Raw genomic sequence first — 11861 nt, 5'->3', positions numbered from 1 at the left:
TATCACCGCAGCCCTTGTATGAAATTGCTTGTGTCGCAACAGCAATCATCAGACAAGGGCTGCTTGCATGATCAACCGGGGTCACACCACCGGCCGCGGAGGTTAAATTTCAAGGTTAGGGTCGGCGGATGAGCGATGGCACGCAGCTTCGGATCGGGATTCTCGGTGCGGCGAATATCGCGCCGACGGCGCTGATCGGTCCGGCCGGGCGAAATCCGGACGTTGTCGTGGCCGCAGTCGCGGCACGGGACCGGGCACGGGCGGAGGAGTTCGCCCGCAAGCACGGGATCGGGCAGGTCTACGGCAGCTACGAGGCGCTGGTCGGGGCGGACGACCTGGACGCGGTGTACATCCCACTGCCGAACGGCCTGCACGGGCGATGGATCCGCGCCGCGGTCGAGGCCGGCAAGCATGTGCTGTGCGAGAAACCGTTCACCGCCGATGCCGGAGAGGCGCGGGAGATCGCCGCGCTGGCAGGAACATCGGATCGGGTGGTGATGGAGGCGTTCCACTACCGCTATCACCCGCTGACGCTGGCGGCCGAGAAGATCATCGCCTCAGGCGAATTGGGGACGCTGCGGCGGGTGGAGACCGCGCTGTGCTTCCCCCTGCCCAAGTTCTCCGATATCCGTTACAACTACGATCTCGCGGGCGGGGCGCTGATGGACGCGGGTTGCTATGCCGTGCACATGGCCCGGACCTTCGGCGGCGAGCAGCCCGAAGTGGTCGCGGCGCAGGCGAAATTGCGCGATCCGCGCATCGACCGCGCCATGACCGCGGAGCTGCGCTTCCCCTCCGGGCACACCGGCCGCATCCGCTGCTCCATGTGGTCGTCGGATCTGGTCCGGATCAGTGCCACGGTGATCGGTGATCGGTGACCGCGGCCGGATGCGGCTGCTCAATCCGGTGGCGCCGCAGCTGGGGCACGTGCTGTGGCTGAGCACCGAGAATGGCCGCAGCCTGCGGCAATTCGGGCGGCGCGCGTCGTACGACTATCAGCTCGACGCCTTCGCCGGGGCGGTGCTGCGGGGCGAGCCGATCCTCACCACACCCGCCGAAGCCGTCGCGAACATGAGCGTCATCGATGCCGTCTACCAGGCGGCCGGTCTGCCGCTGCGCCGGCCGAGCTGACATCACGACCGTCTTTCCGGGACCGGGCGGGCCCCCGGCTGCCGAGCGCGCAGCGCGAAGGCACACCATATCCGGTGTGAACACCCAGACTTGCGACGTCATTGTCATCGGGGCCGGACCGACCGGCGAGAATGTCGCCGACCGCACCGCCGCGGCCGGGCTCGACACGATCATCGTCGAGTCGGAGCTGGTCGGCGGCGAATGTTCCTACTGGGCTTGCCAACCCAGTAAGGCGCTGCTGCGCCCGGCCCTGCTGTACGGCGAGGCAGTGCGCTTCCCCGGGGTCGGCGCCGCGGTCACCGGGCCGCTCGACACCCGCGCGGTGCTGGAACACCGCGACCGCATGGCCTCCGACTGGAACGACCACGGCCAGGTCGAATGGCTCGACAAGGCCGGCATCTCACTCCTGCGCGGTCACGGCCGGCTCGACGGAGTGCGGCAGGTGACGGTGCAGACCCCCGACGGCGACACGGTGCGATTGCAGGCCCGGCACGCGGTCGCGATCTGCACCGGCAGCCGCGCGGCGCTGCCGCCGCTGCCCGGACTGGATGCGCTGCGGCCGTGGACGAGCCGGGAGGCCACCAGCGCGTCCGAGGTTCCGGGGCGGCTGGCCATCGTGGGCGCCGGGGTGGTGGCGACCGAAATGGCCACGGCCTGGCGGGCACTCGGCTCGCAGGTCACGCTGATCGCGCGGGGTGCGCGCCTGCTGGACCGGATGGAACCCTTCGCGGCCGACCTGGTCGCGGACCGGCTCCGGGCGGCGGGCGTGGACCTGCGGTTCGGGCGGACCATCGCGACGGCCGAGCGGGCGGGTGGGCCCGATGACAGCATCCACCTCACTCTCGACGACGGCGCGCGGATCGTCGCGGATGAACTGCTGTTCGCGACCGGTCGCGCGCCACGCACCGCGGACATCGGCCTCGACACCGTCGGACTGGACCCGGGCGCGTGGCTGGCCACCGACGACACCTACACGGTGGCCGCCGTCGACGGCGAATGGCTGTACGCCGCGGGCGATGTCAATCATCGGGCGCTGCTCACCCATCAGGGCAAGTATCAAGCGCGCATCACAGGCGCGGTGATCGCCGACCGGGCCCGCGGCCGCACGCTCGAGACCGGTCCGTTCGGACCGCATTCGGGCACCGCCGATCTGGTCGCCGTGCCGCAGGTGGTGTTCACCGAGCCGGAGGTCGCGGCGGTCGGGCTCACCGCCGCCGAGGCCGCGCGCCAGGGCCGGGCCGTCGATATCGTCGACTACGACCTCGGCCGGGTCGCCGGTGCGGTGCAATACGATCCGGACTATCGCGGCCGGGCGCGGGTTCTCGTCGATCCCGAGCGCGGTGTGCTCGTCGGGGCGACGTTCGCCGGGGGCGGGGTGGCCGAGCTCCTGCATTCGGCGACCATCGCCATTACCGGCGAGGTCCCCATCGACCGGCTCTGGCACGCGGTGCCCGCGTACCCCACGATCAGTGAGATCTGGCTGCGACTGCTGGAAACCTATCGCGATCAACAACATTCGCAGGTGCAGGGCGCCGGGGATTCGGCGTCCTGAGCACGGGTCGCGGAATCCGAAGTTGCACCACCGGTTCCGGCGCCGGGCCACGGTGAGGACCGGCGCCGGAGGCAGTTACAGGGAGCCGCGTTGCCGCAGGTTCCCCGCACGGTCGAGCTCGACAACGGTGTCGATGCCGATCCGGTGCAGGAACGGATAGTCGTGGCTGACCACCAGGATCGCGCCGCGATAGTCGGCCAGCGCCTCCACCAGTTGATCGACGCTGGCGATATCGAGGTTGTTGGTCGGCTCGTCGAGGATCAGCAGCTGTGCCGGTGGATCGGCCAGCAGCAGGCGCGCCAGCGACACCCGGAAGCGTTCACCGCCCGACAGCGTCGAGACCGGGCGTTCGACAGTGCTGCCGCGAAGCAGCAAGCGGGCCAGCTGATTACGGATCGTGGCCGGTGCGGTGGTGGTGGCCACCGCGTGCACATTGTCGAGCGCGCCGGCCTGCTCGTCCAGATTGTCCAGGCGTTGCGGCAGGTAGCCCACCCGGTCGGTGAGCAGGGTGCCGCGTTCGGGGTGGCGGCCGCTGAGCAGGTGCTCGATCAGCGTCGACTTGCCCGCGCCATTGGGGCCGATCAGGGCGACCCGTTCCGGGCCCTGGATGACGATGGTGCGGTCGCCGTCGCCGAGTTCCGCGATGCGGCGGCTGCGCGGCACGTCGGGGTCGGGCAGGCCCAGATGGATGTGCTCGTCGCGACGGACCCGCGCGGCCGCGGCGTCCAGGACATCCTGGGCGGCACGGACTTTGGCGTCGAGCGTGGTGCGCATCGCCCCGGCCGAGCCCTGCGCCCGGCTGGCCCGGTTGCCCGCGAGGATGCGTGGAATGCCGCCGTCCCGCTGCGTCGCACGCGCGGTGCGCTCGCGCCGGGCCAGTTTGGTCTCGGCCTCGATGCGCTGCCGCTTCTCGACCTTCAACGCCTGCTCGGCGGTTCGCGCCGCCTGCTGGGCCGCGGCCTGTTCCTGCTCGACGTGCTCCTGCCACGCGCTGTAGGGACCGCCGTACACCTCGAGGGTCGCGCCGTGCAGTTCCGCGGTGGCGTCCATGCGCTCCAGCAGTTCCAGATCGTGACTCACCACGACGAGCGTGCCCGGCCAGGAATCCACGAATTCCGCCAGCTTGGCGCGGGTTTCGCGATCGAGGTTGTTGGTGGGCTCGTCGAGCAGCGTGATCGGGGTGCGCCTGATCCGCAGCCCGGTGACGGCGATGAGAACGGCCTCACCGCCGGAGATCTCGCCGACCCTGCGGTCGAGATCGGCTGCGCTGAAACCGATCTCGTGCAGCATTTCGTCGGCGCGGGCTTCGATGTCCCAGTCGTCGCCGATCGTCTCGAAGTGCTTCTCCTCGGTGTCGCCGGCTTCGATCGCCCGCAGGGCCGCGAGTGTGCCTGCGATACCGAGCAATTGCGCGATGGTGTCGTGCTGGGCGAGCGTGAGGTGCTGCGGGAGATACCCCACGTCGCCGCTGGTTTCCACCCGCCCCGAGGTCGGGGTCAGGATGCCGGCGATCAGACGCAGCAGCGTGGACTTCCCCGCGCCGTTACGCCCCACCAAACCGGTGCGCCCGGTGGTGAACACACCATCGACCCCTGCGAGAGCGACAGTCCCGTCGGGCCATTCTAATGACAGATTCTGCAGCGTGATCGCTGCTTGCATGGATGAAGACATGTGTCGACAGACTCTTCCTGCTCACGGGATTACCGACGTCGCCGACACACACCAGAAATCAACGGCCCATTCCCGATTCGGAACGCCGTGCAGCAGGTGTGATCGCAACGCCGCCTTCGAGTAGGCGGCTAGAGTCTGTCGACCTCGATGAGCATCCGGCCACCCTACCAGGCCCCGCGCACCCCAGGTCGACGGCAATCAAGCCGTCGTGATTGCAGCACCCCGCTGATAGTCGTCGAGCTTCAGAATGAATCGCGGCAAGTGGGGATCGGTGGCGGGCAGGCCGTCCGGGTCGAGGTCCCACCACTGGCCGCCGTCGAACTCGGTCGGGTCGAGCGGATAGTCGCGGGTGCGTTCGCCTCGAATCACGTACCAGAGCGACACATCGATATGGCCCGCCGCCCGCCCCACTGTCGTTGTCCGGGTAAGGAACAGCGGATGCTCTCCGACCAGGTCGAAAACCGGCTCGATGCCGAGTTCCTCCCCCGCCTCCCGTCGGGCGGTATCCCGTGGATGCTCGCCCGCCTCGACGTGGCCGCCCATCGGCAGGTGCAGACCCGCCATCCGATGCCGGCCGAGGAAGATCCCGCGCTCGCGGGGATCGACCAGCACCACATAGGCGACAAGATGCGGTGACGGCGTGGCGGGTTTGACGCGCCGGAAGATATCGTCGGTCGACGCGAGCCACTCCAATGTGGTTGCGCGGTGCTGCCGTTCGAGTTCATCGAAGGGCGTGATCGCCGCGACGACATCCGCGACCATGGCGGTAGCAGGCTGCATGTCGGCGAACCTACCTCTGGGGTACGACACTGAGGGGACGGCCCTGTTCAGGTCGGCCCGTGGCTGCCCGAACCACTGCTCACCGCGCCCGATGTGGCCGAGGACGTGGAGCTGGCCGAGCACGTGTCGATGGCGATGCTGCTGGTCCTGGAAACTCTCACGCCGACCGAGCGCGCGGTGTTCGTGCTGCGCGAGGTGTTCGGCCTGGACTACGACGAGATCGCCGCAGCGGTCGAGAAAACGCCAGCCGCAGTCCGCCAGATCGCCCACCGGGCCCGGTCGCACGTGGCGGCGCGCCGCCCGCGCGGGGTCGTTTCGGCGGTCGAGGCCAGGGCGGCGCTGGGGGCGTTCCAACGGGCCATCGACACCGGCCCGGCGCACCACACCAACAAACTCCGCGCGGTTGGGTGGCGATGTTTCGCGTTGGATTCGAGGTGATCGCCAACGGGGTTCGGAAGGTCCGCGCCAGAATGGTTTTGGCGGTTAACGATCGGGTTCGGTGGGACGACATCAGGGCAGCGGATCCGTTGTGGATCGTGGTCGGGGTGATTCGGGTTCAAGGTCAGGGGAGACCTATGCGCAGCACACATGTCAGCCGTCCGTCGATCGCGTTCGCGCTGGTGGGGCAGCGGGCGGGGGTGACCGTTCTCGGCGTCCTCACCTGTGCGGCGGCGATTGCCGGCTGCGCGACGACGTCGACGGTTTCGCCCACCAGCCGGCCATCGGCGACGGCTGCCGCCACCGCGGCGACTACTGTCCCGGGCTCGGTACCTGAAACAACCCTCGTGCCGACAACGTCATTGGTGGCCGAGCCCCCGGTCGTGCCGACTCAGGCTCCGTCGACGCAGCCGGAGACGAGCACCGAACCGCAAACCGGGAAGACGTTTCCCGGTGAGGGCCTCACCGCTCAGCAAGCCCGTGACCTGCAGCAGGGCGTGGACAGCGGGCACCAGCCGTGGCGCCTGGATCGCGTCCAGGTCGCAAAGGCCTTCGTGCAGCAGCGATTCGGATGGGCCACTGTTCAGGCCGCCGCGGACGGTCCGACCAGCGTCGTGGTCACCAATCAGGACGGCAGCAAACTCACGCTGCAGGTCGGTCAGCCGGTGACACAGGGCAGCCACGGTATCTGGGTCGTCGATAGCGGCGCCTGGGACTGACTCCAGCGGGAAGGCACTCGGCACCGGCGCGTTCACAAATCGGGCGGGCGCACACAAATTTGCTGATTCCTGTTCGTACACAACATATTTCGGGCCGCGCGCGGTGGGGCACGGCCGTCAGCAACCTGTTTCGGGAGCGCGCAATCGGGAACCCGATGGACAGGCAGTGTACGAACCGGAAGGAGCGCGCTCCTATGCCACGCAATCTCCACCCCGAAACGGTCCGTGAGCCACCCGCGGGCGCCACGGTGCCGACTCTGCTGGACGGCGTGTCGTGGCCCGGCTTCGCCCTGCTGCTGGTCGGTGTCATCGCGCTGGCCATGACGCCCGGTAGCAGCTGGACCGATCTGTGGGCCGCCGCGGCCGCGATCGCACTGATCGCCGGCGTCGGCTGGATCACCGTCGAACATCGGCGGTACCTGGCTCGGGACGAGTCGCCGACGGCTGGAATGGGAACGACGGGCCGGACGCCCAACGTGACCGATCGAGCCCCGGACCGGTCTGCGTCGGCTCGGGGCTCGCTCGGGGGTAATCGCCCATGATGATCGCTCAGCATGTTTGACGGCTCTGGACAGTACCGGGCCGGAGTGCCGCCGATCCGGAGCTGTGGCCTGAGACACGCACACTGTCCAGTGGCTGTTGCCGCTGCCGCCCGGCGGAAGGCGGTCACGGATGGTCGAGCAAGATAGGTGGCGATTTCCCCGAGGTACAAGGAGAAGTAAGTGCAACGCATCGGCGTGATCGGCGGCGGCACCATGGGTGCCGGCATCGCCGAGGTGGCCGCCCGCGCAGGCGGGTCGGTCCTGGTTCTCGAGCGCGACACCGCGGCGGCCGACGCCGCCGTCTCACGCATCGAGAAGTCCCTGGCCCGCGCGGTCAAGTCCGGCCGCCTCGAGCAGGCCGCGGCCGACGAGGCCCGCGCCCGCATCACCCTCACCACCTCGATCGACGACTTCGCCGACCGCGAGCTGGTCATCGAGGCAGCCCCCGAGATCGAGACGCTGAAGACCGAGTTCTTCGCCAAGCTGGACGCCATCGTCTCCCCCGAGACCATCCTGGCCACCAACACCTCGTCCATCCCGGTCATCCGGCTGGCCAATGCCACCGCCAACCCGGGCCGCGTCGTCGGTGTGCACTTCTTCAACCCGGTCCCGGTGCTGCCGCTGGTCGAGATCGTGGTGACCCTCAAGACCGACCGCGAGGTCGTCGACAAGGTCACCGCCTACGCCCGCGACATCCTCGGCAAGCGCACCATCGAGTCCAAGGATCAGGCCGGCTTCATCGTCAACGCGCTGCTGATCCCGTACCTCTGCAGCGCGATCCGCATGTTCGAGACCGGCTTCGCCAGCGCCGAGGACATCGACGAGGGCATGGTCAGCGGCTGCGCCCACCCCATGGGCCCGCTCCGCCTCACCGACACCGTGGGCCTCGACGTCACCCTCGCGGTCGCCGAATCCCTCTACGCCGAATTCGGCGAGCCGCAGTACGCGCCCCCGGTGCTGCTGCGCCGCATGGTCGATGCGGGCTACCTCGGCCGCAAGACCGGCCGCGGCTTCTACACCTACTGACGCCGTAGCGGCCGCCGCCGGGCAACCGGCGGCGGCGAGCACCTAGCGTGGTCGGCATGACCGGCAACGAGCTCGGCGATTTTCTGCGCGCCCGCCGCGCGGCACTGCGTCCCGAGGACATCGGGTTGATCTCGCACGGCCGCCGCCGGGTGGCGGGGCTGCGCCGCGAGGAGGTCGCCGAGCTCGCCGGAATGAACAGCGACTACTACACCCGCCTCGAACAGGGGCGGGAGCGCCACCCGTCGGCGCAGATGCTGGAGGCGCTGAGCGGTGCGCTGCGACTGAACGAGGCTGTGCGCGAACACCTCTACCGCCTCGCAGGGGTGGCCCCGCCCGCGCGACAACCGGGCCCGGACGAGACGGTCAGCCCCACGCTGCGCCGCATCGTCGACGGCTATCCGGCCGCACCGGCCCTGGTGCTGAACCCGGCCATGGACATCCTCGCCGCCAATGCCATCGCCCGCGCGTTCTTCTCCGGATTCCCGCGCGTCGACAATCTGGCCCGTATGACCTTCCTCGAACCGGCCGCTCGCCGGTTCTGCGTCGACTGGACGTGGACCTGCCAGGCCATGGTCGCGGGCTTCCGGCAGGCGGGGGCGTTGTATCCGGACGATCCGCGCCTGCGTCACGTGGTCGCCGAACTCACCACGGCCAGTATCGAATTCGCCGAACTGTGGCATTCCTACACGCTGTGCACCGCGACGACCGAGCCCCGGGAGTTCTGCCATCCCGACGCCGGTCAGCTGTTCCTGACCTACGAGTCCCTCGATGTGCGCGGCGCCGCGGGCCAACGGCTGATGGTCTATCAGGCCGAGCCCGGCAGCCCGACCGCCGCGCACCTGGCGCGCCTGGGTGCTGCGCGAGCCTGGGTATAACGCACCCAGGCAACCGATCGGTTCTGGTACCTACCATCACCGACCGTGAAGCCATTCCCCCACACGCACACTCGGCCGCATCGAATCGCCGCGGCGGGCGCGACCCTGCTCGCGGTGGCGGGCGCCGGTCTCGCCGCGCCGGGAACCGCTCGGTCCCAACCGGTTTCATGCCCTGCTGTCACCGTCTCGACCGTTGCCACCGCGGTGATCCCGTTCGTCGACTGGGCCGAGAACCTCGGATTCGACGCGCAGGGCAACCTGTGGGTCGCGCGGCTGTACCGGAATGAAGTGCAGCGCTACGACAGTGCGGGCCGGGTCACCGCGACCGTCGCGGTCAGCTCGCCCGGCGCGATCCGCCTCGGACCCGATCAGCTGCTGTATGTCGTCTACGGCGACAACTCGGTGAACCTGCTGCCCGGCCGTCACGACAGCGGTGTCGTCCGTTTCGACCCGACTGCCGCCACACCGGTTCCCGAGACCTTCGTCGGCGGCCTGAGCATGGCCAATGGTGCGGCGTTCGACACCGAGGGCAATCTGTACGTCGCCGATACCGGGTCCGGTGTGGTCCGGGTCCGGCGCGATGGCACCGTCGACACCGGGTGGTCGGCACAGGCGAAGATATTCGGCGTCAACGGCATTGCCGTCCATGGCGATTCGATCTACACGACGGTCTACCTCACCCCGCAGGGCCGGCTCGTCCAGATCCCGATCGCCGACCCGTCCCGCCAGAGCACCACCACCGACACCCCACTCGCCGACGACCTGGCGGTCGGCCCCGGCGGACTTCTCTACACCGCCACGACCTCCGGCACACTGCTCCGCGTCGACCCCGACACCCACACCAGCTGCTCGCTCTTGACCCGGGACCCGTTGGCCGCGGTGGCGACGGTCCCCGGCTCAGACCGGGATCTCATGGTTGCCACCGGCCGCGGTGACGTGCTTCGCGTACGCCTCGACGACTGAGTCGGGTGACTCCTGCCGGCGGGAGCTGCCTCCACAGGCGGTATGTGCCGGTAACCGCTGCGCGCCGTGGAAAGTCAGGGCCGCCGAGCGGGCCCGTCCGGTGGTGGAAGATCGGGGTCGCTGCCGGTGTCCGGCGCGGATCCCTCACCCGCGGCGGGTCCGATTCTGCGCGGTCGGGCCACGGGTCGAATACCGGTGACCGGGGCATCGTCACCGGCTCGCTTGCGCCGCATGGCGCCGAGGTCGATGACACTCCCATCCTGCTCGGCGCTACCCGAATCGTTGACCGGAGCGGGGTATGGCCCCGGGCCCGGGTCGACCGGCCACCACCCGGTCTCGCGCTGCAGCTCGGATCGCAGCACCGGCCGGGTCGGCGCCGGATCGTAGACCGAGCCGCCTTCCGGACGCCACGGCTGGTGTGGACGCTCGACGGCTTCTTCGTTCTTGCGCCGCGGGCGACGCGGCAGCCTGGTGATCTTCGACGAGGCATCCCCGGCATCGGCGTTGCCGCGCTCGGCAGCCTTCAATGCCTCCAGCTGCCTGCGTAGCCGTTCCACGGCATCGAACCTGTTCCCGCCGGGTCCCGGCAGGGATCCACGTCCTGGCACTTCCCGATCCGACATCGACCTAGCCGCCGACGGGTGCCGCCGCACCCGCTCCCGCCACGACCGCCCGAACGCCGAGCCGATCTCCGAACTTCTTCTTCATTGCGTCGCCCACGCACCCATTCTCCCTCAGTCCCGCCGCAGCCGTTTCGCCCGCTCGGTTCCGGCGATCACGAGCACACTTTCTGGTACGAAATCTGCCCAGCGGGAGGTTCACACCTGGGCCTGGCGATCGAGGGCCGATCACTGGCACCGGTCCGGGCTATCGGCCGCGCACGTTGCGCGAGATTCGAGAGCGGCAGCTGCTCGCGCAACGCACAGGAATCCCGATCGCCGGGGCGTTGGTCAGGCCCAATCCCTAACCGGCGTGCGCCTTTCGGACCTCGGCGCTGTGCGCACGTCCGCGGAGAAAGCGGACGTAGCCGCTGTGGCGACTCCTCGGCGGCGTGCCCGGAACCAAGGCTGTCTCGGCGAGATCGAGGGAGTCTTCCAGCAGGGCATCGTGCAGCCATCGCCACACGAGTGGCCAGGCGAGCCGGTCCATTCCGTGCGTCCGCATCACCAACTCGTGTGTCAGGCGGCTGTGCGTGGCATCCACTTCTTCCACGACGAATCCGTGCGTTCCGTCGAAGCCGAGCGGGCGACGGAAGCGGAACAGCACCTCACGTCCCGGAACGTACTTCACGCAGGTGTAGCGGATCGGGCCGTGGCCGCCCCATGCGTCGACTCCCAGCGGCCGATCGAATCGCATCGCGGGCCATCGGTCGACCGGCCACAGCCGGTCGTCGTCGGTCGCCAGCGTGTCGAGTAGCCGGCCGACTGCCTGGGCGTCGGCCGCGATCACCCGGCTGTGGACGTTGCGAATCATGATTCCTCCATTTAGCGATTACTCTCCAATTTCAATTAGAGGCTACTCTCTAGAACGTGTCGAGGAAACCTGCGCACAACGCGGACTCGTTACTGGACGCCGCCGCGAAAATCGCTGCGGCAGCAGGCGCCGGCGCGGTCACGATGAGCGCGGTCGCGGCGGCCGCGAGAGCCCCGAGTGGCTCGATCTACTACCGATTTCCCGACCGGGCGGCACTGCTGGCAAGCCTGTGGCTGCGCACGGTCGATCGCTTCCAGAGCGGATTCCTCACAGCCCTGGAAGTCGATCCGCCACAGGAGGCCGCCGTACAGGCCGCGCATCACGTCATCGACTGGTCGCTCCACCACCCGACGGACGCGGCGGTCCTGCTTGCCGGACCGGAGTCGTTCGGATCCGCACAGTGGAGTGCCGAAGCCCGCGAGGCGGCCGCGGCCCGGCAGGCCCGGCTGAACGACGCCGTGCGGAATCTGGGCGATCGCCTGCACTACCGCAGCCGAGCCGACCGCGAACGTCTGGCGCTGCTGATCATCGAGTTGCCGTACGCGGCCGTGCGCCGCAGCGCACGCAATCCCGATGCCGACCTGGCCGGGACCGCCGAGGCCGTCGACCGGATCGTCCGTGACGCGTTGAATCCCGAGCCGCCGACCGCGATCGGGGACTGACGCACCGGTCGACGCACGCATTCCCGACC

At 69.2% G+C, this 11861-nt stretch carries 11 protein-coding genes and 2 pseudogenes; 9 read left to right on the top strand and 4 right to left on the bottom strand.

Annotation, left to right across the window (positions count from 1 at the left end; translation table 11 throughout):
- Positions 1–128: 128 nt before the first annotated feature.
- Positions 129–1131, top strand: a pseudogene (locus tag ACFXN1_RS33130) (Gfo/Idh/MocA family protein).
- 76 nt (positions 1132–1207) lie between these two features.
- Positions 1208–2683 carry a dihydrolipoyl dehydrogenase family protein gene (locus tag ACFXN1_RS33125; RefSeq protein WP_379443227.1) on the top strand — a complete coding sequence of 492 codons (1476 nt, stop codon included), beginning with the start codon at positions 1208–1210 and terminating at the stop codon, positions 2681–2683.
- A gap of 75 nt (positions 2684–2758) precedes the next feature.
- Here the strand turns inward: ACFXN1_RS33125 and ACFXN1_RS33120 are convergent, their stop codons facing one another.
- Complete coding sequence (locus ACFXN1_RS33120; RefSeq protein WP_379443225.1) at positions 2759–4354, bottom strand: ABC-F family ATP-binding cassette domain-containing protein; 1596 nt, start codon at positions 4352–4354, stop codon at positions 2759–2761.
- 198 nt (positions 4355–4552) lie between these two features.
- The gene (locus ACFXN1_RS33115) at positions 4553–5134 is read right to left on the bottom strand and encodes an NUDIX domain-containing protein (protein ID WP_379443224.1); all 582 of its coding nucleotides are present in this window, start codon (positions 5132–5134) and stop codon (positions 4553–4555) included.
- Positions 5135–5185: 51 nt separating this feature from the next.
- Between ACFXN1_RS33115 and ACFXN1_RS33110 the strand changes: the two are divergent.
- From ACFXN1_RS33110 to ACFXN1_RS33085, 6 genes and pseudogenes are all read left to right on the top strand, one after another.
- A pseudogene (locus ACFXN1_RS33110) lies at positions 5186–5506 on the top strand (sigma factor-like helix-turn-helix DNA-binding protein); the annotation flags it as partial.
- A gap of 203 nt (positions 5507–5709) precedes the next feature.
- Positions 5710–6291: an acyl transferase gene (locus tag ACFXN1_RS33105; RefSeq protein ID WP_379443223.1), complete on the top strand. Its 582-nt coding sequence runs from the start codon at positions 5710–5712 to the stop codon at positions 6289–6291.
- A gap of 194 nt (positions 6292–6485) precedes the next feature.
- Positions 6486–6833 (top strand): hypothetical protein, encoded by a 348-nt coding sequence (locus tag ACFXN1_RS33100; protein ID WP_379398643.1) that lies wholly within the window; start codon positions 6486–6488, stop codon positions 6831–6833.
- Between the two features lie 180 nt (positions 6834–7013).
- Positions 7014–7859: a 3-hydroxybutyryl-CoA dehydrogenase gene (locus ACFXN1_RS33095; protein WP_354839518.1), complete on the top strand. Its 846-nt coding sequence runs from the start codon at positions 7014–7016 to the stop codon at positions 7857–7859.
- A gap of 56 nt (positions 7860–7915) precedes the next feature.
- Positions 7916–8734 (top strand): helix-turn-helix transcriptional regulator, encoded by an 819-nt coding sequence (locus ACFXN1_RS33090; RefSeq protein WP_379443221.1) that lies wholly within the window; start codon positions 7916–7918, stop codon positions 8732–8734.
- 45 nt (positions 8735–8779) lie between these two features.
- Entirely contained in the window at positions 8780–9697 is a 918-nt protein-coding gene (locus tag ACFXN1_RS33085; RefSeq protein ID WP_379443220.1) for an SMP-30/gluconolactonase/LRE family protein, read from the top strand.
- 74 nt (positions 9698–9771) lie between these two features.
- On the opposite strand, the gene ACFXN1_RS33080 is transcribed toward ACFXN1_RS33085, so the two are convergent.
- Positions 9772–10254 carry a hypothetical protein gene (locus ACFXN1_RS33080; RefSeq protein WP_379443218.1) on the bottom strand — a complete coding sequence of 161 codons (483 nt, stop codon included), beginning with the start codon at positions 10252–10254 and terminating at the stop codon, positions 9772–9774.
- Between the two features lie 406 nt (positions 10255–10660).
- On the bottom strand, positions 10661–11170 hold the full coding sequence (locus tag ACFXN1_RS33075; protein ID WP_379443217.1) for an SRPBCC family protein: 510 nt from the start codon (positions 11168–11170) through the stop codon (positions 10661–10663).
- A gap of 56 nt (positions 11171–11226) precedes the next feature.
- Between ACFXN1_RS33075 and ACFXN1_RS33070 the strand changes: the two genes are divergently transcribed.
- Complete coding sequence (locus ACFXN1_RS33070) at positions 11227–11832, top strand: TetR/AcrR family transcriptional regulator (protein WP_379443216.1); 606 nt, start codon at positions 11227–11229, stop codon at positions 11830–11832.
- Positions 11833–11861: the final 29 nt, after the last annotated feature.

It is taken from the genome of Nocardia sp. NPDC059154 (assembly GCF_042755705.1).
Classification (GTDB): Bacteria; Actinomycetota; Actinomycetes; order Mycobacteriales; family Mycobacteriaceae; genus Nocardia.
The sequence above is the reverse complement of the archived record's forward strand: the minus strand, read 5'-3'. Positions and strand labels throughout refer to the sequence as shown.

What these genes read in the sequence shown, in the direction of transcription:
- ACFXN1_RS33115 (WP_379443224.1), bottom strand. Translation starts at nt 5,134, where the DNA reads ATGCAGCCTGCTACCGCCATGGTCGCGGATGTCGTCGCGGCGATCACG.
- ACFXN1_RS33100 (WP_379398643.1), top strand. Translation starts at nt 6,486, where the DNA reads ATGCCACGCAATCTCCACCCCGAAACGGTCCGTGAGCCACCCGCGGGC.
- ACFXN1_RS33075 (WP_379443217.1), bottom strand. Translation starts at nt 11,170, where the DNA reads ATGATTCGCAACGTCCACAGCCGGGTGATCGCGGCCGACGCCCAGGCA.
- ACFXN1_RS33105 (WP_379443223.1), top strand. Translation starts at nt 5,710, where the DNA reads ATGCGCAGCACACATGTCAGCCGTCCGTCGATCGCGTTCGCGCTGGTG.
- ACFXN1_RS33090 (WP_379443221.1), top strand. Translation starts at nt 7,916, where the DNA reads ATGACCGGCAACGAGCTCGGCGATTTTCTGCGCGCCCGCCGCGCGGCA.
- ACFXN1_RS33120 (WP_379443225.1), bottom strand. Translation starts at nt 4,354, where the DNA reads ATGTCTTCATCCATGCAAGCAGCGATCACGCTGCAGAATCTGTCATTA.